Annotated in this window: 20 protein-coding genes; 15 read left to right on the top strand and 5 right to left on the bottom strand. The window is 39.7% G+C overall.

The window, feature by feature from the left end; translation table 11 throughout:
• Window positions 1-66 precede the first annotated feature (66 nt).
• Window positions 67-747: a ribose-5-phosphate isomerase RpiA gene (gene rpiA, locus L3V42_RS14395; RefSeq protein ID WP_238472282.1), complete on the top strand. Its 681-nt coding sequence runs from the start codon at window positions 67-69 to the stop codon at window positions 745-747.
• 363 nt (window positions 748-1,110) lie between these two features.
• On the opposite strand, the gene pepT is transcribed toward rpiA, so the two are convergent.
• The gene (pepT, locus tag L3V42_RS14400; protein ID WP_238472283.1) at window positions 1,111-2,349 is read right to left on the bottom strand and encodes a peptidase T; all 1,239 of its coding nucleotides are present in this window, start codon (window positions 2,347-2,349) and stop codon (window positions 1,111-1,113) included.
• Between the two features lie 183 nt (window positions 2,350-2,532).
• Here pepT and L3V42_RS14405 point away from each other — a divergent pair, with 183 nt between their 5' ends.
• From L3V42_RS14405 to L3V42_RS14425, 5 genes are all read left to right on the top strand, one after another.
• Window positions 2,533-3,372 (top strand): sulfurtransferase, encoded by an 840-nt coding sequence (locus L3V42_RS14405; protein WP_238472284.1) that lies wholly within the window; start codon window positions 2,533-2,535, stop codon window positions 3,370-3,372.
• A gap of 3 nt (window positions 3,373-3,375) precedes the next feature.
• Entirely contained in the window at window positions 3,376-3,948 is a 573-nt protein-coding gene (locus L3V42_RS14410; protein WP_238472285.1) for a DNA-3-methyladenine glycosylase I, read from the top strand.
• A gap of 160 nt (window positions 3,949-4,108) precedes the next feature.
• Window positions 4,109-4,546, top strand: coding sequence for a MarR family winged helix-turn-helix transcriptional regulator (locus L3V42_RS14415; protein ID WP_238472286.1), 438 nt, complete (start codon window positions 4,109-4,111; stop codon window positions 4,544-4,546).
• 159 nt (window positions 4,547-4,705) lie between these two features.
• On the top strand, window positions 4,706-5,764 hold the full coding sequence (locus L3V42_RS14420) for an LLM class flavin-dependent oxidoreductase (protein WP_238472287.1): 1,059 nt from the start codon (window positions 4,706-4,708) through the stop codon (window positions 5,762-5,764).
• Between the two features lie 14 nt (window positions 5,765-5,778).
• Window positions 5,779-6,345 (top strand): NADPH-dependent FMN reductase, encoded by a 567-nt coding sequence (locus L3V42_RS14425; RefSeq protein ID WP_238472288.1) that lies wholly within the window; start codon window positions 5,779-5,781, stop codon window positions 6,343-6,345.
• 403 nt (window positions 6,346-6,748) lie between these two features.
• On the opposite strand, the gene L3V42_RS14430 is transcribed toward L3V42_RS14425, so the two are convergent.
• Together L3V42_RS14430 and L3V42_RS14435 are read right to left on the bottom strand one after the other, a co-directional pair.
• Window positions 6,749-7,288: an HD domain-containing protein gene (locus tag L3V42_RS14430; protein WP_238472289.1), complete on the bottom strand. Its 540-nt coding sequence runs from the start codon at window positions 7,286-7,288 to the stop codon at window positions 6,749-6,751.
• A gap of 181 nt (window positions 7,289-7,469) precedes the next feature.
• Window positions 7,470-7,898, bottom strand: a complete 429-nt coding sequence (locus L3V42_RS14435; protein WP_238472290.1) for a MarR family winged helix-turn-helix transcriptional regulator — start codon at window positions 7,896-7,898, stop codon at window positions 7,470-7,472.
• Between the two features lie 205 nt (window positions 7,899-8,103).
• Between L3V42_RS14435 and L3V42_RS14440 the strand changes: the two genes are divergently transcribed.
• The 9 genes from L3V42_RS14440 to L3V42_RS14480 all read left to right on the top strand — a co-directional run bounded on the left by L3V42_RS14440 (window position 8,104) and on the right by L3V42_RS14480 (window position 16,865).
• Window positions 8,104-8,607 (top strand): CarD family transcriptional regulator, encoded by a 504-nt coding sequence (locus tag L3V42_RS14440; RefSeq protein ID WP_235763955.1) that lies wholly within the window; start codon window positions 8,104-8,106, stop codon window positions 8,605-8,607.
• 414 nt (window positions 8,608-9,021) lie between these two features.
• The gene (gene fni / locus L3V42_RS14445; RefSeq protein ID WP_238472291.1) at window positions 9,022-10,074 is read left to right on the top strand and encodes a type 2 isopentenyl-diphosphate Delta-isomerase; all 1,053 of its coding nucleotides are present in this window, start codon (window positions 9,022-9,024) and stop codon (window positions 10,072-10,074) included.
• Window positions 10,075-10,132: 58 nt separating this feature from the next.
• On the top strand, window positions 10,133-10,591 hold the full coding sequence (locus tag L3V42_RS14450) for a DUF2188 domain-containing protein (RefSeq protein ID WP_238472292.1): 459 nt from the start codon (window positions 10,133-10,135) through the stop codon (window positions 10,589-10,591).
• 164 nt (window positions 10,592-10,755) lie between these two features.
• The gene (locus tag L3V42_RS14455; RefSeq protein WP_238472293.1) at window positions 10,756-11,463 is read left to right on the top strand and encodes a DsbA family oxidoreductase; all 708 of its coding nucleotides are present in this window, start codon (window positions 10,756-10,758) and stop codon (window positions 11,461-11,463) included.
• A gap of 433 nt (window positions 11,464-11,896) precedes the next feature.
• The gene (locus L3V42_RS14460; protein ID WP_235763699.1) at window positions 11,897-12,850 is read left to right on the top strand and encodes an ABC transporter permease; all 954 of its coding nucleotides are present in this window, start codon (window positions 11,897-11,899) and stop codon (window positions 12,848-12,850) included.
• A complete protein-coding gene (locus L3V42_RS14465; protein WP_235763700.1) occupies window positions 12,840-13,790 on the top strand; it encodes an iron chelate uptake ABC transporter family permease subunit in 951 nt (316 codons plus the stop codon). Before L3V42_RS14460 ends, L3V42_RS14465 begins: the two co-directional genes overlap by 11 nt.
• Window positions 13,784-14,539, top strand: coding sequence for an iron ABC transporter ATP-binding protein (locus tag L3V42_RS14470; RefSeq protein ID WP_235763701.1), 756 nt, complete (start codon window positions 13,784-13,786; stop codon window positions 14,537-14,539). Before L3V42_RS14465 ends, L3V42_RS14470 begins: the two co-directional genes overlap by 7 nt.
• A 380-nt stretch (window positions 14,540-14,919) precedes the next feature.
• Window positions 14,920-15,933, top strand: coding sequence for a siderophore ABC transporter substrate-binding protein (locus L3V42_RS14475; RefSeq protein WP_235763702.1), 1,014 nt, complete (start codon window positions 14,920-14,922; stop codon window positions 15,931-15,933).
• Between the two features lie 212 nt (window positions 15,934-16,145).
• Window positions 16,146-16,865, top strand: coding sequence for a SurA N-terminal domain-containing protein (locus tag L3V42_RS14480; protein ID WP_238472294.1), 720 nt, complete (start codon window positions 16,146-16,148; stop codon window positions 16,863-16,865).
• Between the two features lie 38 nt (window positions 16,866-16,903).
• On the opposite strand, the gene hisC is transcribed toward L3V42_RS14480, so the two are convergent.
• The gene (gene hisC, locus L3V42_RS14485; RefSeq protein WP_235763704.1) at window positions 16,904-17,959 is read right to left on the bottom strand and encodes a histidinol-phosphate transaminase; all 1,056 of its coding nucleotides are present in this window, start codon (window positions 17,957-17,959) and stop codon (window positions 16,904-16,906) included.
• Window positions 17,952-18,593 (bottom strand): bifunctional phosphoribosyl-AMP cyclohydrolase/phosphoribosyl-ATP diphosphatase HisIE, encoded by a 642-nt coding sequence (gene hisIE / locus L3V42_RS14490; RefSeq protein WP_235763705.1) that lies wholly within the window; start codon window positions 18,591-18,593, stop codon window positions 17,952-17,954. The genes hisC and hisIE overlap by 8 nt, the downstream gene beginning before the upstream one ends.
• Window position 18,594 lies beyond the last annotated feature (1 nt).

Consider the following 18,594-nt stretch of genomic DNA (forward strand, 5'->3'; position numbering starts at 1 on the left):
TAAAGCTGTAAAGTATGCATTGAATTGATAGACACAATATAGAGCAAGACTCGGGAGGGAAACAAAATGAATTCACTAAACCAATCAAAACAACTAGTAGGACAAGAAGCGATAAAATATATTAAAAATGGAATGAAGGTTGGGCTTGGCTCAGGCTCAACCGTATATTATATGGTAAAAGCACTTGGAGAAAGAGTGAGAACCGAGGGGCTAGATATCGTAGCCATTTCCACCTCAGAAGTCACGGATGAGTGGGCGAAGGAATTTGGTATCCCACTTACTAATTTTGCCACAGTTCAGGAGCTTGATATCGCGATTGATGGTGCGGATGAAGTAGATGATAATCTCCAACTTATTAAAGGTGGCGGTGGAGCTTTATTCCGTGAAAAAGTTGTAGCTGCAGCGGCAAAAGAATTCATCGTCATTGTTGACGAATCAAAGATTGTTTCAACTTTAGGCAAATTTCCGTTACCAGTAGAAATCGTGCCATTTGGTTGGGAAGTAGTCGCTCGCAAAATTGAAAAATTAGGTGGCGCTCCCAAATTGAGAAAAAAAGATGGCCAAGTATTCGTTACGGATAACGGGAACTATATACTAGATTGTGCATTTGAAGAGGTCCATGATCCAGTAGCGACACATGAACAACTAATCGCACTCGTTGGTGTCGTTGAGACTGGTTTATTTGTGGATATGACGACGAAAGTGATTGTCGCAAATAATGGGAGCACGAAATTGATAACGAAATAATTTATGAAGTAGTTCGATTATGTTTTTATTCGCTCGTTGACTTAATAAATTATTAGAAATAAGCATTCGTCCTGGGAACGAATGCTTGTTTGTTTATAAAATTGCAATCTGCGGGTCAGTACCTGTATTGGGGTTATTGTTGCTACAGGTGATTGATGAAGCTTGTCAGTTCTTTTTTAGATCATTGTTAAGATGAAAAGTCACCAAGACTGTCTGTTACCACCCTTATTACTGTATCATTATTATTTGAAGTCACTGACAACTTCAGCACTTCTGTTTGTACATAACTACAAGAAACCTATAAAACCAATATGCGCTCATGAAGCTCCATCCACTTGCCAAGTTTCTACCTAAACTGAAACATTACTGACCCTCTGTCCCAGCGAAGAGTTTGCTGATTTCAATGATTGTTTTGGTTGCTTTTTCCATGTTGTCGATGGAGATGTATTCGAATTTGCCGTGGAAATTTTCGCCGCCGGTAAAGATATTTGGTGTTGGCAGTCCCATGTAGGAAAGCTGTGAGCCATCTGTACCTCCACGGATTGGTTCAATGATCGGTTCAATGTCAAGGTTTTTCATTGCTTGGCTTGCGATATCGACCACTTCCATCACCGGTTCAATTTTCTCACGCATATTGTAGTACTGATCTTTCATTTCCAAGACAACGTTATCAGCGCCGTATGTTTCTTGCATTTCTTTGACGAAGCGCTCGACTGTATTTTTTCTCTCCGAAAATTTATCTTTATCATGATCACGAATAATATAATACACTTGTGTCGTTTCAACATCACCTGTAATGGACAGGAGATGATAGAATCCTTCATAGCCCTCTGTATGTTCCGGTGCTTCTTTTTCCGGGAATTTACGAACGAATTCAGCAGCGAGCTTTCCGGAGTTCACCATTTTATTTTTGGCGGTTCCTGGGTGGACGCTGTTTCCTTTAAACGTTACTTTCGCAGCTGCGGCGTTAAAGCTTTCGTACTGCAATTCGCCGAGTGGACCGCCGTCAACGGTATAAGCGTACGTTGCGTCAAATCGTTTTACATCAAAATGATGTGGGCCACGTCCAATTTCTTCATCTGGCGTAAAGGCGATCCGAATCCGGCCGTGTTCGATTTCAGGATGTTGTTTCAAGTAATTCATGGCGGTCATAATTTCTGCGATACCCGCCTTATTATCTGCACCAAGCAATGTCGTGCCATCTGTTGTCATTAATGTATGTCCTTTATAACTTGGTAGCTCGGGAAATTCCTGTGCAGATAATACAACTCCTCGTTTTTTATTTAATGTAATGTCCCCACCATCGAAATTCTCCACGATTTGCGGATTAACGTTTTTGCCTGTAAAATCGGTTGCTGTATCTAAATGGGCCAGGAATCCGATTGTCGGGACATCTTTATCTGTGTTGCTTGGAAGTGTTCCCATTAAATAGCCATTCTCATCTGCTTCGACATCTTCCAGTCCAATTGCTTTCATTTCACGGATCAATACGTCGACAAGTTCCAGCTGTCCTTTTGTCGTCGGGATTGTCGCTGAATCTTCATTTGATTGAGTATCCATTTTTGCATATGTAGTGAGGCGTTTAATTAGTTCGTCTTTCATTTTGAACCACTCCTTTAGTAATAATCTGCTACCAATTCCATTATCCATATTTTATCATACATTTACGAGACTACCGAACTAGATACGGATCAAGTATCGGAAAATTTGAATAAAAATCTTTCTTGTTTATAAAGAAACAGCTACAATAAGATTAAGGACGAAATGATTTGGAGGGAATTTTTGATGACGAATTTAATCAGCGTGGAACGGTTAAAGAAACGATTAGAGAATAATCAAGCTAATACGGTGATTGTGGATACAAGATTCAAGCTGGATGATGAAGATGCAGGGAGAAAATTGTATCTGGAAAGTCATCTTCCTGGTGCAGTCTATTTGGATTTAAATAGAGATCTTTCAGGAAAAGTGTTCAAGCATGGCGGTTCCCACCCCTTGCCGGATTTCCCGACGTTCATTGAAAAGATTGGAAAAATCGGGATTGATAAAGATACAACCGTAGTAATTTATGATGAAGGTAATGATATGTTTGCTGCAAGGCTTTGGTGGCTGCTTGAAGCAATCGGGCATGAAAAAGTGTATATTTTGGAAGGTGGTTATACCCGATGGGTCGAGGAAGGGAATGAAGTGACGGCAACAATACCTTCTTTGAAACCGAAGAAATTCACTGCCTCATTTGATGAAAATAAAGTTGTCGATATGCAGGTGGTGAAAGAGAAGTCGGATACAGACACTGTGCTGATTGATTCACGGGCGGAAAATAGATATTTAGGGGATTATGAACCACTTTATAGTAAAGCAGGTCATATTCCAGGTGCGGAAAATTATCCTTGGCAAGCTGTTCTCTCGGCAGACGGGAATTGGCTGAAAGGGGAAGGACTTGAACAACATTTCTCAGGATTGGATAAAACAGATGAAATAATTGTTTCTTGTGGCTCTGGTGTTTCTGCTTGTGTAAATATTTTAGCCTTGAAAGCGGCTGGATACAAAAATGTGCGGCTCTATCCGGGAAGCTTCAGTGATTGGATATCCTATGATGAGAATGAAATAGAAATCGGAGAAGCGTAGACGATGCGTGTAACACGTTGCTCCTGGGTAACAGATGAGCCAATTTACATTGTATATCATGACGAAGAATGGGCTAGACCTGTTCATGATGATCGGAAGTTTTTTGAAATGATTACATTAGAAGGTGCACAAGCAGGACTAAGCTGGATTACCATTTTGAAACGCCGGGAAAATTATCGGAAAGCTTTTGATGATTTTAATGTGGAACGGATTAGTCGGTATTCTGAAAGCAAGATAGAGGAGCTTTTGCAGGATGCTGGAATCATTCGTAATCGGAAAAAGATAGAGTCCGTTATAAGAAATGCACAAGCCTTTTTACGTATACAAGAGGAATTTGGGAGTTTTAATGCTTATATTTGGCAGTTTGTCGGTGGGAAACCGATTGTAAATCACTGGGATAAGCAGGAAGATGTTCCGGTAAAAACGAAAGAATCAGAGGCGATGAGTAAGGAATTGAAAAAGCGTGGCTTTACATTCGTTGGGCCAACTATTCTGTATGCGTTTATGCAGGCGACCGGAATGGTGAACGATCATACGAAAGAATGCTTTCTTCATGGTCAAATGTTAACAGATTAACCGCGGTGTAACGGACTGTGGGGCTCTCTCGATTAAAAAGTCAGGGGAAATGAAAAATCTGAAATGGTGAACCAGTAATAAGTGACAGCCCGGTCGTTCAACTTACATTCAAAGGGGGACAAAAGCCCCCTTAAGAAGTTTTACTTTATTGGAGGATAAAATGGAGACAGACGCATCAAAGTTAATGGAGAGACATAATAAATTTAGTGTTTTACTCTGGTACCGGATCTACCGGAACTATAAAAATAATACAGCAAGGTCGAGCAGGATTTTAAAGGAATGGGATTTAACCAATGCGCAGTACGATATTTTAAGCAGAATTGCAGAGGCAAAAACCTTGTCCCAACAGGAACTTGCTGATCAATTACTCGTAACAAAAGCGAATATTACACAAGTTATTAAAAAGCTGGAGCAGCTCAGATTAATTAAGAAAGAAAAAGAATGGAAAACAAATTACATCTCCCTTTCTGAAAAAGGAAAAACCGTCTACAAAGAAGCAAATCAAGTATTAGAAGAATTCCAACAAGACTTTTTTAATAAACTCACGATAGAAGAAAAGAAACAACTTCTTAAGCTTTTGAGAAAGGTTGAGAAATAGTATATTGCAGCATTGCCCTTCACACTTTATTTTTGAGGGGTTTTTTTGAGCAATAAGATTGACCCAGTCATCGGGTGGAGTTTAAACTGATAATTAAACGTCAGTTAAGGAGTTAACTGACGCTAATCTAATGAATAATCGAAAGGAAAATAGATAAATATGAAAAAGTATCGGATCAATCCTGAAACCGGGCTGGAGTTCGGGATTTTTACATTAGGGGATCATCTGTATAACCCTCACATAGGTGAACGAATCTCTGCCCAACAACGGATTAAAGAACTTATAGAAGTTGCCAAGCTAGCAGAACAGGCAGGACTAGATTTCATTGGAGTAGGGGAAAGCCACCAAGAATTTTTTGCCACCCAGGCACACTCCATTATTCTGTCTGCAATCGCTCAAGCAACCGAAAAGATTAAACTCGGCAGTACTTCAACAATTATCAGTACATCCGATCCGGTTCGTGTTTATGAAGATTTTGCTACGATTGATTTGATTTCAAATGGCCGTGCCGAGATTATTGCCGGTCGTGCATCAAGGGTGGGACTCTTTGAATTATTAGGCTACGATTTGCGTGATTATGAAGAGTTGTTTGAAGAGAAGTTCGAACTATTACTGGAGATTAATGAGAACGAAATGGTGAACTGGAGCGGGGAACATCGAGCTCCTTTACGAAATGCGAAGATTTTGCCAAGACCACAAGATGGGTCCCTGCCAATTTGGCGTGCGGTTGGCGGTACACCGGCGAGTGCAATTAAAGCGGGATTGCAAGGAGTTCCGATGAGTCAGGCGATGCTTGGCGGAGCAGTATCTTCTTTTAAACAGCCGATTGATGTGTATCGTCAAGCTTTACAGCAAGCTGGACATAACCCAGCAGAGTTCCCAGTTGCAACGACAACCTTCTTCTATGCAGCGGAAACATCACAAGAAGCTTTAAGAGAATACTACCCGCATATTAATGAAGGAATGAAGCTTACGAATGGGCAAGGTTTCCCGAAGCAGTTATTCGCTCAAGCGACTGATCCCCGTAGTGTTATTAATGTCGGTAGCCCACAGCAAATCATTGAGAAGATTTTATATCAGTCTGAACAGTTCAATCATCAAAGATATATGGCACAACTCGATTTTGGAGGCGTTCCAATCGACAAGATGAAGAAGAATATTGAGATTATCGGGAATGAAATATTACCAGCTGTTAAAAAATATACTGCAAAAAAATAGAGGAGGAAGTAACGTTGAAAATTGTCGCGTTATCCGGTTCAAACGTCGGGACAAAAACAAAAACAGCGATTACCTATATTGCTCAAGCATTGACCGAGAGATATCCGGATCATGAAGTGACGATGCTTGATTTAGCAGATTTGGAAATGGTGTTCAGTGATGGAAGGAATTATCTGGCATATGATGGAGATACAAATTATATTGCAGAAACGATGATGACGGCTGATGCAATCATTATCGGAACCCCTATATTCCAGGCTTCAATACCTGCTGCTTTAAAGAACGTGTTTGACCTGCTGCCGGAAGGGGCATTTCGTGATAAAGTCGTAAGTCTTGTTGTGACAGCAGGCTCGTCCAAGCATTTTTTAATCGCAGAACAACAATTAAAACCGATTCTATCCTTTATGAAGGCACAAATCGTTCAGCAATATGTGTTCATGGAGGCGAAAGATTTTCATAGAGGAACGATAATTAATGAAGATGTTCTCTTTCGGATGGATCAGTTAGTGGAAGATACGGTTATGTTGGCAGAAGCATATGAGGCGATTCAAAAGGAAAAAGAGAAAGTATACGGTTTGTGAACTACTCACCACTTAATTTCATACGAAATTTGAAGTGGGAACATTACTTATTTATTATATAAGTCTTATGCGTTCTCCACGAGCGTAAATTCGGGGCATTTCAACCCTACTGATAGGAAATGTTTCTAACATACCTTGGATAATTTACGCATACGAGGGGCAAAAGTCTAGCTCTAATTCCGTATGCAACTCCATATATCCAGTTGTCAAAGAACATTGCTAATATATAGTAACATACGTTCGGTCAAGGGCGTTTAAAGACGTTCTTGACCGAAAGCAACTCATCTCCAGCTTACCGCCTAGGCTAGCTATCTCCCTTCACACGCTTGAAGATGGAGACTTCTTGGCTAAAAACGTTAAATTGAAAAATAGCCTAGTTCAATGAGTGAACATAGGCTATTTTTCAAATAAAGATGCGTTTTACCGCAGCTGTAATATCATCGAAAAAGGGTGGACGGTCTTCTTTTGAGAGACCATGATCCATCATTTCTACAATGGATTCGTTATACCATTTCTGATCTTCGTAACCGGCATTGAATATACCCCAAACGGCTGAGCCTTTTTCTTTCAAGTCTTTTTCGAGAGATAATAAGTTATCAAACCGGTCGGCCACGATGAGTTGCTTCACTTCGCTTTCAGCCGTTTTCAATATGTCGATTGTATGCTGTTTCCGTTCTTTCCAAGTTTTCGATTTATCTTCTGTATGTGATTGGACAAGTTCTGTGACTCTTTTTCCAAATTCCTTTTCAATCTCTTCTATTTCAATTGGCGTATCCTCAACGACATCATGTAAATAGGCAGCACATACGAGCTCCTCACTTGCACCGAATTTATCCAACAAGGCGGCTACGCGGATAGGATGAGTGACGTAGGGGATGTTACCAACTTTCCGGAATTGTCCTTCATGGGCTTCTTCTGCAAATCGTTTCGCTCTTTCTTTCAAAGGGATTCTCCTTCCGCAAAAATGAATTTATACCGGTGTAATCGTCCGTAAAACCCCCCCTCAAAACTTCAAGTCAAATCGAGAGAGTTTAGGTGGGAAGAAACGTGAGCTAACACCTAAGGTTCGTTCAACTAACAAGCTGTGGGAGATGAAGAAAAACCCCACTGATTGAAGTTTCACTTTATAGTTCCCAATCCATTGACAGAATTGTTACCAAGTCTTCGTATTTCTCATCGCCAAGGGTATGGCGGATTCGTTCTTCTAATACAGTTTTTAGTTCTTTGTTTTCTTCGTAGCAAATGATTCCCAGTGGTGTTAATTGTACGTACTTACTCCGCTTATTATGTTCGGTAGGCTCCGTTTTTACAAGTCCGCGCTTCTCGAGCTTCCGGATCAGTTTGTGGGTTCCTTGCCGTGTGAATTTTCCATTTTTTCCTACATCTGCAATCAATTCTTTTCCGTAATTGATCAAATCTAAAATAAACCACTCTGAATTCGTCAGTTGAATTTCATTTCGGTCATTCCATCTATTTGCAATGGCATCTCGGGCTTCCCGATGTTTCTTATTTAATAAATCGAATATATCTACCGTTACAATTTCTCCCGGCATTTTCTATCACCTCTATTTATCCGTGTACTGGTTATAGGTTTTATAACCTGTTCCCGCATCGTTCAAACAATTGTATTACTGAACGTCCGAGCTATACTATACAGAGCTTGACGAGGGGTTGTCAACAAGTTGACAAATTGTTGAAAAAGTAGTACAATTATAACGTGACTCGATTTCATGAACGAGAGAAAATGGAGGTTGGCAAATGTTTAAAGTTGGAGATTTAATCATCTACTCTACACATGGTGTATGTAAAATTGATGACATTTGCGAAAGAAGCTATCGGGATGAGACACGTGAATATTATATTCTGCATCCAATGGAGGATCCGAATTTAACAATCAGTGTGCCGGTAGATAATGAAAAGGTCGTCATGCTGGATATCATGGAAAAACAAGAAGCAAAAACAATCCTCGATTTGTTTGAAGAACCTGGAATTGAATGGATTGAAGACGCCAAGCAACGTAATAAGAAATACAATAGCTTGATTAATGGCGGTGACCGTGATGACATTGTTAAGATTGCCAACACCCTTATGCGCAAACAGAAGGAAGCGAAAGTAAATAAGGAGCGCATGTACGACCAAGATCAGAAGATGCTAGAAGAAATTCAACGGATCATGTTCCAGGAATTAGCGGCATCTCTTGACACAACAGTTGAACGTATTATCGAACGGATTAACAAAGTAATCCCTTCGAAAGTATCCTAATATAATAGAAGAAATTGACCTTGAGGCACGATGCAAGGTCAATTTTTTGTTTTGGCTGGATCCGAACCGATGAAGGATGGCAGGGCGTGATAATCAAGATGATTTTATGTGTAGTGTGATTATGATAAGAGTTGTAAGTGCCCGTTCGCATGAGTAATCATCACCGAAAGTCGTTGACAAGCTCTATCAACGTCTGTTCGTACGAGTAATCACAATAAAAAGTCGCTGACAAGCTCTATTAACGCCCATTCGCACAAATAAACGCTACCGAAAATCAGTGATAACTTAAACATGGGAAAAAATCGCCATCTCACACCTTTGTTTCTAGAAAATCAGAAGCTCATCCTTTCATTTACAAGATGAAACAAGTAAAATAACTGGTAAGGCAAATTATTTTTTCGGAGGTACCATACTATGACCAAAGGAATCAACCAAAGAAAAACCGAGCATATCCGTTTATGTTTAACGGGGAATGTGGAAGGTGTAGATAAAACAACAGGCTTAGAAGGCATTCATTTCATACATAATGCATTACCGGAAATCAACTTCGACTCGATTTCAATGGAGACGAGTTTTTTAGGAAAACAATTGAAAGCTCCATTTCTCGTCAGTTCGATGACAGGTGGATCAGAACTTGCAACAGCAATTAACCAAAACTTGGCGCTTGCTGCTGAAGAACGGGGCTGGGTGATGGCAATTGGTTCGACGCGTGCTTTTCTGGAAAGTGACCAGCATAAGGAATCATTCCTTATCCGCAGGCAAGCTCCTACTGTCCCGCTAATCGTCAACATTGGAGCGGTACAATTCAATTATGGCTACGGCCCGGAAGAATGTCAGCGGATTATTGATAAAACAGGGGCCGACTCTATTGTGCTTCACTTAAATAGTATGCAGGAAATCGTGCAGGATGAGGGCGATGTTAACTTTGAAAATCTGCTTCCTAAAATTGAGGAAGTATGTAAGACATTGGAAGTTCCTGTTGGTGTAAAAGAAGTCGGCTTTGGAATCGACGGGGAAGTCGCTGAAAAGCTATACAATGCAGGAATCGCGTATATTGATGTAGCAGGTGCAGGTGGTACTTCGTGGAGCCAGGTTGAGAAACTGCGCTCCCGGAATAAATTGAAAAAAGCAGCAGCGGAAGCATTTAACAATTGGGGCTTGCCGACAAAGGACTGCCTGGTTTCTGTCCGAAGCAAGCTTCCTGACGCACCACTTGTGGCCAGCGGTGGAATGAGTACTGGAGTCGATGCAGCTAAAGCAATTACAATTGGTGCTGATATTATCGGGTTCGCTCGTCACTTATTGAAAGCTGCAACTGAATCCCCAGAGGCTGTACTAGAGACGATGAAACAGATTGAACTGGAGCTCCAGATGACTATGTTCGGAATCGGTGTGAAAAACCTTGATGAATTAAGAAATACAAGACGTGTCAATATTATGGGCACGTCCCTCATGGACGAAATGTAAACAAGTTTTATCCCTTCTGAATCTGGGTAAAAGAACTAACAGATTAGGAGGGATAAATTTGGTTTGGACACTTGAGGATTATCCCGCGTCCATGAAAAACTTACCCGACGTCACACGGAAAAAGGCGATAGATATTGCGAATGCCATGATTGATGAAGGCTATAAGGAAGGAGATACGCTTCCCATAGCAATCAGTCAGGCAAAAGAATGGCATGAAAATGCATCAGAAGAAGAGATCGAGCATTACCGGAAATATGGAAAAGTCACGACTCGTTCCTCAGAGAGCAAAAAGTATGAAAGTAACCCTGAACGAATGGAAGAAGGGGAAATCGTCCGGCCGCATGAAGATGGTTGGGCAGTTGAATCAGAAGGTGCAGAACGACCAAGCAATGTGTTTGATACGAAAGAAGAGGCAATAAAGCGGGCAAAGGAAATTGCTGAAAATAAAGGAACCTTTGTCACCGTCCGTAAAAAAGACGGTTCGGTTCAAACGAAATATACATTCGACGAGGATTAAGAAAACAGCGGAGCTAAAAATGGGGCTTCGCTGTTTTTTATTGTTAAACGAGCGCTTACGCTTTGATTGTCAGGCAGATAATTTCATCGGTTTCCTTCTCTATGCTACAATTAATCCAGCTTTCAGCAACTTGGAAATTGTAAGGTAAAAGGAGAACTATTTAAATGAAAATCGAAATATGGTCAGATTTTGTATGTCCCTTCTGTTATATCGGGAAAAGAAATTTAGAAAAGGCATTAGAGGGGTTCTCGCATCATGAATCTGTGACAATTGAATATAAAAGCTATCAACTCGATCCGGCTGCTCGGAATATTCCTGGAAAAAACTTCTGTGAAACATTTTCCGAACTTAAAGGAATCCCGCTTGGTGAAGTGAAGACGATGAATGAACAAGTTACGAATCAAGCAAAGACAGTCGGCCTTGATTATCGTTTTGATACGATGCAATATGCGAACACCTTTGATGCTCACCGGTTATTTCAGTATGCTGAACGGAAGGGAAAAGGAGCCGCAATGACAGAACGTCTCTTGCATGCCTATTTCACAGAGTCCGAGCTGTTAAGCGATATGGATACTTTAGTGCAACTGGCCGGTGAAGTTGGCATGGATAGAGAAGAAGTAAGACAGGTTTTGAAAACGGAGAAGTATACACAAAAGGTAAAAGAAGATATCGCTGTTGCTGGGGAGATTGGCGTGCAAGGTGTCCCATTCTTTGTATTCAATGAGAAATACGCATTATCGGGTGCACAGCCAAGTGAGATATTTGCACAGGCACTTGCAAAAGTCTGGGAAGAAGAAGGTGAATCCCCAACAGCAAAAAAGATTAAATCAAAGACTTCCTATTGTACAGATGAAGACTGTGTAGAACAATAAGAAAAAACATACCGCAATAATTTGTGGTATGTTTTTTCGTTTTCTATCTCTTTTTTCAAGTCTAATTCTCAATAACTTTCTCAATTAAGGTAAATTCTTTTTTGCCGAATCATTGACTAGGCTTACAAATCTGATATACTGTAATTAATAGCTAATTGATAATGAATATCATTCTTATTTAGAGTGGTTTGTAGATGATAATTATTATTAATTGTTTTGAATGAATTTCATAATTACCAAAGACGGCTTTCCCATCACCATATGTAGTTGGGAACGAACCAACTCAACTACATATGGTGATGGTGATGCATTAAATACGTATTATGAAATTCATTAGTTTTGTGTAAACATAAAAACAAAGAGGGAATAGGAGAAACATAATCCATACATATCAAATGGATGGAGCTTGTTTTTCGAAGAGAAGGGCATTTCTATGAAAATACGGTACTTACTTATACTTTTGCTTGTTTTTTCATTTCTTTCCGTATTTGTCGGTGTCTCCAGTGTGAGCCCACTCGACTTGTTCAGCTTAACGGAAACACAAAAACAAGTTTTACTAGTCAGCAGAATTCCTCGCTTAATCAGTATTATTATTGCAGGGATGAGCATGAGTATCGTCGGTTTGATCATGCAGCAGTTAAGTAGAAACAGATTCGTTTCCCCGACTACTGCAGGTACATTAGATTCAGCAAGACTTGGAATCCTTGTATCGATGATGATCTTCACGACGGCAACGCCACTGCAAAAGATGCTCGTATCCTTTGTCTTCGCTTTACTTGGAACCTTGCTCTTCATGCAGATTTTAGACAGGGTGAAATTTAAGGATGCGATATTTATACCATTAATTGGTTTAATGCTTGGGAATATTATCAGCTCTATCTCAACATTCTTTGCTTATCAGAATGATTTGATCCAAAACATGTCATCTTGGATGCAAGGTGATTTTTCCATGATTATGAGTGGAAATTATGAGCTGATGTTTGTCAGCGTGCCCCTTCTATTAATTGCATACTTTTTTGCAAATAAATTTACGATTGCGGGCATGGGGGAAGATTTTTCGAGGAGCCTAGGATTAAATTATCGTCAAATCGTCAATACCGGATTAATCATTAGTGCACTTGTAACAGCATCGGTTGTACTTTCAGTCGGAGTCATTCCGTTTCTTGGTTTGATTATCCCGAATATCGTAGCGATTTACCAAGGAGATCATTTAAAAAACACATTAGTTCATACGGCGCTTTTGGGAGCAGTATTCGTTCTTTTCTGTGATGTGATTGGCAGACTGATTATTTATCCATATGAAATTCCAATCAGTTTAACCGTTGGTGTAATCGGCAGTGGAATGTTCATTTATTTGCTGCTAAGGAGAAAGAAATATGGGTTATAAAGCAAAAACAATCATTCTAGCCGTTATCTCACTATTACTTGCGCTACTCTATGTATTTTATGATTTGACTGGAAATATTGATTACATCCTTCCGAGACGAATAATGAAAGTCGGCGCGATTATTCTAACCGGTGGAGCAATTGCATTTGCCACTGTCGTCTTTATGACGATTACGAATAATCGGATTTTAACCCCAAGTGTGCTTGGACTAGATTCTCTTTACATGCTCATTCAAACCGTTATTATCTTTGTCTTTGGTGCTAATTCCATTGTGATGATGAATAGTGGTCTGAATTACTTAATATCTATAAGTGCAATGATTTTATTTTCGCTTGTGTTATATCGTTTCCTATTTAGAGGCGAAGGAAATAATATTTACTTCCTTCTGTTGATCGGGATGATTCTCGGTACATTCTTTGGAAGCTTCACAGACTTTATGCAGGTCTTGATTGATCCGAATGAGTTCGGAGTTGCGCAGGACCGGATGTTTGCGAGTATCAATAATGTGGATCAGAGTCTTGTCTATATTTCAATTCTTATCATTGCCCTTGTGCTTCTATATTTTATGAGATTTTACAAGTATTTGGATGTTCTAGCGTTAGGGAAGGACGATGCGATTAATTTAGGTGTACCGTTCGATTATGTTGTAAAACGGCTGCTCATTGTCGTAGCGATTCTCATCTCTGTCGCAACGGCATTAATCGGGCCCATTACATTCCTTGGCCTGCTCGTCGTTAACGTTGCTTATGAATTAATGAAGACGTATCGTCATTTTTACATTATATTAGGTTCTGTATTCATTAGTATTATTGCTTTACTGGGCGGTCAGTTCCTTGTGGAAAAAGTATTCACGTTCAGTACGACCGTAAGTGTTATCATTAACTTTATTGGTGGAGTTTACTTCATTTATCTTTTGTTAAAGGAGAATAAATCATGGTAGATTTGAAGAATGTTTTTAAATCGTTTGGTACCAAGCAGATTATAGAAGATGTGTCCCTAAAGATTGAAAAAGGTACCATCACCTCTTTCATTGGCCCGAATGGTGCGGGTAAGAGTACGCTTATCTCAATGATTAGCCGCTTGATTGCAAAAGATGATGGAGACATCACCATTGATGGGAAAGATGTATTTAAAACGAAGAATAACGAGCTGGCAAAGAAGATTTCGATTTTAAAACAATCAAATACAATCAACTTGAAGCTGACCGTTCGCGAACTCGTTTCTTTTGGCCGTTTCCCATATTCGCAAGGGAAGTTGAAGAAAGAGGACTGGGAAAAGGTTGATGAAGCAATTGCTTACTTAGAGCTTGAAGAAATTCAAGATAAATATTTAGATCAGCTATCTGGGGGTCAGCGTCAACGTGCACATATCGCGATGACGGTTGCCCAAGATACAGAATATATTTTGCTTGACGAGCCACTCAATAACTTGGATATGCGTCATGCAAGCCAAATCATGAAGACCCTTCGTCGTTTAGTCGATGAAATGGGGAAAACAATTGTCATTGTCATTCATGACATCAACTTCGCTTCCTGTTATTCCGATCAGATTGTTGCATTAAAAGACGGAAAAATTGTGAAGCAAGGTCGCGCTTGTGATGTCATTGATCGCTGTGTCCTGAAGGAGATTTACGATATGGACATTGATATTCGAGAAATTGACAATCAACGAATCTGTTTTTATTACTAATCGTTATATCTGGACATGAAGTACGGGGTAATAAAAGTAAAACATAAAAATCCCCTGACACGATAGGCGGCAACCTAAAATTCGTGTCAAGGGAGCATGACTATCTTTATCTTACCTTATTTTTTTGGTGAGGTAAATGAATCTGCTCAAAATAAACGAATACTCCTGTTCCGAAATCAACTTACTAGCAAAAAGGGGGCAAGGGTATACCGTAATTAGCAAACAAGATACACGGAAAATTGGAGTCGAACTTATAAACTGTTAATACGTGATAAATGATTTACTTTGCATACCCGCATGCATGGAAGGATATAGCTATAGTTAATAAATATATAGGCTCATGAAGCCAATAAAATGTACAAAAAGGGAGCAACTTACTTATGAAGAAATTTTCTTATGCCTTACTTATTGGATTAATCCTTCTATTCTTAGCCGCTTGCGGTTCAGATGAGGATAATAATACTGACGATAACGCAAGTACAGACACGAATACGGAAGAGACAACAGAGACAGAAACCGAAACAGAGGGTGAAGAAGCTGCATCGGGAACAGTCACAGTTGAACATGAGTTGGATACAACAGAAGTTCCAGTAAACCCAGAAAAAGTTGTTGTGTTTGACTTTGGTATTGTCGATACACTAGACAAGCTAGGTGTAGAAAGTATTGCCGGTGTTGCTAAAGGCGGCACAATCCCAAGCTACTTGGATAAATACGAATCAGATGATTACGAGAATATCGGTAGCTTGAAAGAGCCGGACTTCGAGAAAATCTCTGAGATTAATCCTGATTTAATCATTATTTCTGGACGTCAAGCTTCATTGTATGATCAACTAGTGGAAATTGCACCAACAATCCACCTTGGTGTAGATACAACAGATTATATGAATTCATTTAAAAACAATATGGAAACTGTAGGTCAAATCTTTGATAAAGAAGCGGAAGTAGAAGAGGAATTGACAGCAATTGATGACGTTATTGCTGATTTAAACGAAAGAGCTGAAGCAAGTGACGAAAAAGCATTAATCATCTTAGCTAATGATGATAAAATTAGTGCTTATGGTACAAGCTCTCGATTCGGTATTATTCATGATGTATTCGGAGTTAAGCCGGTAGATGAGAACATTGATGCTTCTACTCACGGTATGAACGTTTCCTTTGAGTACGTAATGGAACAGAACCCAGATATTCTTTATGTTATTGATCGTGGTGCTGTCGTTGGTGGAGCTGAGTCAGAAAGTGCGAAACAACTTGTGGAAAACGAACTTGTAGAAAATACAAACGCATATAAAAATGACAAGATTCATTACCTGAATCCAGAATTCTGGTACCTATCAGGCGGCGGACTTGTATCCGTATCTGAAATGGTTAAACAAATCGACGAAACAATTGAATAAACTAAACTCATTACAATACAAGGTATTCTTAGTTATTCAAGCCTATTCCTTGTAAAAAAAGTTTAATTCTATTGGTTAAATAGAAAAACAACCTCTTCATCAATCGAAGGGGTTGTTTTTATTTGAAATGAAGATGTCACACTATCTTTATTGAAATCAGGTATCAATTTGTGGTTTACTAGAGAAAGACCAATTAGGAGGGAATTAATTTTATGAAGAAAAGAATGCTGCTCATCTTCACACTCGTTCTAACACTTATGTTAGCAGCTTGCGGGAACGATGACGCAGATGAAGCCGATGACTCAGCAGCTGAAAATGAAAATACAGAACAACAGCAACAGGAAGAAGTTGAAATCACCGAAGAGGAGAAAGTTGAAGCAGATACTGTCGTTGTAAGCATTAATGGCGAAGACGTCACCGGTGAACAATACAATAATATATATAGACAGCTAAAGACAATGTATCAGATGTATGGTCAAGATGTCAGTGACCAAGACATGTTAAAAGATGAGACGATTGACGTTCTTACTGAGCAAGAATTAATTCGTCAAGACGCCCTCGAAAGTGGAATTGAAGTAACAGAAGATGAGGTTCAAGAGGAAATTGACAATATCATTGAGACAAATGGTGAAGAGGCAATTGACACCATGATGGAAGAGTACGAGCTATCTGAAGAAGAATTCCGTAACCAGATGATGAATGATTTAGTTACAATCCGATACATTGAAGAGGAATTTGAAGCAGAAGTAACGGATGAAGAAATAGAAGAACAATATAATCAATTGAAAGAAGAAAGTGAAGAAGAAATTGGTGAACTGGAAGAATATGAAGAGATGATAAGACAATCACTTGCCCAACAAAAGCAAAACGAACTTCTCGAGAATCGAATTAGTGAATTAAAAGAGACAGCAGAAATTGAAGCACATATTTAAGAAAAAAGATGCGCACTCCAAGGGAGGACGCATCTTTTTTAGCCTATTTTGTTTAATACTTGAAAGAATCTTTTCATTTCTTCGTCCGTACCAATTGTAATCCGGATGAAATTTTCAATTCTTGATTTGTCGAAGTAGCGGATCAATACATGGTTTTCCTTTAGTCGTTCATATAATAGAGCTGCATCTTTCTCCGGATGCGTCACAAATAAAAAGTTTGTCTGGGAAGGGAGTACGGTAAACCCGAGATTCTCCAATTCTTTCGTTACCCAGTTTCGTGTCGCAATAACCTTATTTTTTGTCTCGGTAAAATATGCTTTGTCTTTGATTGCTGCAACCCCACCGACAATGGCCAATCGGTCAATCGTATACGAGTTGAAGGAGTCCTTAATCCGAACAAGCCCTTCAATCAGCTCAGGAGATCCGAGGGCAAATCCTAAGCGAAGACCAGCAAGTGCACGGGATTTAGACATCGTTTGGATGATCAGTAAATTATCGTACTTCTTTAGCAAGTCAACTGCTGATTCCTCGGCAAAATCAACATAAGCTTCATCAACAATTACGACTTTGTCCTTGTTGTTTCGTAAGATATCCTCAATCGCCGTCAAATCAAGATACAAGCTTGTTGGTGCATTGGGATTCGGGAAAATAACGCCGCCTTCTGAATGATAATAATCCTTGGGGTCTAACGTGAAATCATCCTGTAACGGGATTTCCTCCACAGGAATATCAAATAACTTTGCATAAACCGGATAGAAACTGTATGAAATATCCGGATAACGAATTGCCTGTCCAGGTTCAAAGAAGGCCATAAAGGAAAAAGCAAGCACTTCATCGGAGCCATTTCCAATGAAAACATGTTCCTTTTCGAGTTCATAAAGATCGGCAATTTCCTTCCGCAACGTATCAACAGTCGGACTTGGGTAAAGTCTCAGTGATTGATCTGCCTCGTTTTTAATCGCATCAAACACGAGGGGAGAAGGGGGATATGGATTTTCATTTGTATTCAATTTGATCATATTCGCATTTGTGATCTGCTCTCCTGGAACGTACGGGTCACTGCGTTTTACTGCACTGCTCCAAAATTTACTCACGATTTTGCCCTTCCTTTTCTAAATGTCTTTCCATGAGTTCTGCTTTAATATCATCGAGTGCTACACCAGACTCTTCCATCACGACGAGCAGATGGTAGAGGAGGTCGGAAATCTCTGCTGTCAGTTCTTGTTTATCTTCATTCTTTGCCGCAATAATGACTTCACTGGATTCCTCGCCGACTTTTTTAAGCATTTTATCGATTCCTTTATCAAATAAGTAAGTCGTGTAAGCACCTGGAGCCGGATTGCTGCGACGGTCTTTGATTTTCGCTATAACTTGCGGGATGATCTCAAAAATCGGTAATTCCGTCTCCGTCATTGTTTGATAAAAGCATGTGTCTTCACCTGTGTGGCAAGCTGATCCTAATGGTTCGACTTGAACTAATAATGCATCTTTATCACAGTCATAACGGATTTCTTTGACAATTTGTTTATTGCCTGATGTTTCTCCTTTATTCCAAAGGGTTTCGCGAGATCTGGAATAGAACCATGTTTCTCCTGTTTCTAATGTTTTCTCAAGGGATTCCTTATTCATATAGGCAAGGGTCAGTACTTTGCCATTTGACGCGTCCTGAATAATAGCAGGAAGAAGTCCTTTATCGTCATAGGTTAAATCATCTGGTTGCACGCTCATT

This window comes from Oceanobacillus alkalisoli (assembly GCF_022213125.1).
GTDB lineage: Bacteria > Bacillota > Bacilli > Bacillales > Amphibacillaceae > Oceanobacillus > Oceanobacillus alkalisoli.

Bases quoted from the DNA above. Each gene is read 5' to 3' on its own strand.
- rpiA (WP_238472282.1), top strand. From the start codon at position 67: ATGAATTCACTAAACCAATCAAAACAACTAGTAGGACAAGAAGCGATA.
- pepT (WP_238472283.1), bottom strand. From the start codon at position 2,349: ATGAAAGACGAACTAATTAAACGCCTCACTACATATGCAAAAATGGAT.
- L3V42_RS14405 (WP_238472284.1), top strand. From the start codon at position 2,533: ATGACGAATTTAATCAGCGTGGAACGGTTAAAGAAACGATTAGAGAAT.
- L3V42_RS14410 (WP_238472285.1), top strand. From the start codon at position 3,376: ATGCGTGTAACACGTTGCTCCTGGGTAACAGATGAGCCAATTTACATT.
- L3V42_RS14415 (WP_238472286.1), top strand. From the start codon at position 4,109: ATGGAGACAGACGCATCAAAGTTAATGGAGAGACATAATAAATTTAGT.
- L3V42_RS14420 (WP_238472287.1), top strand. From the start codon at position 4,706: ATGAAAAAGTATCGGATCAATCCTGAAACCGGGCTGGAGTTCGGGATT.
- L3V42_RS14435 (WP_238472290.1), bottom strand. From the start codon at position 7,898: ATGCCGGGAGAAATTGTAACGGTAGATATATTCGATTTATTAAATAAG.
- L3V42_RS14440 (WP_235763955.1), top strand. From the start codon at position 8,104: ATGTTTAAAGTTGGAGATTTAATCATCTACTCTACACATGGTGTATGT.
- fni (WP_238472291.1), top strand. From the start codon at position 9,022: ATGACCAAAGGAATCAACCAAAGAAAAACCGAGCATATCCGTTTATGT.
- L3V42_RS14455 (WP_238472293.1), top strand. From the start codon at position 10,756: ATGAAAATCGAAATATGGTCAGATTTTGTATGTCCCTTCTGTTATATC.
- L3V42_RS14460 (WP_235763699.1), top strand. From the start codon at position 11,897: ATGAAAATACGGTACTTACTTATACTTTTGCTTGTTTTTTCATTTCTT.
- L3V42_RS14465 (WP_235763700.1), top strand. From the start codon at position 12,840: ATGGGTTATAAAGCAAAAACAATCATTCTAGCCGTTATCTCACTATTA.
- L3V42_RS14470 (WP_235763701.1), top strand. From the start codon at position 13,784: ATGGTAGATTTGAAGAATGTTTTTAAATCGTTTGGTACCAAGCAGATT.
- L3V42_RS14475 (WP_235763702.1), top strand. From the start codon at position 14,920: ATGAAGAAATTTTCTTATGCCTTACTTATTGGATTAATCCTTCTATTC.
- L3V42_RS14480 (WP_238472294.1), top strand. From the start codon at position 16,146: ATGAAGAAAAGAATGCTGCTCATCTTCACACTCGTTCTAACACTTATG.
- hisIE (WP_235763705.1), bottom strand. From the start codon at position 18,593: ATGAGCGTGCAACCAGATGATTTAACCTATGACGATAAAGGACTTCTT.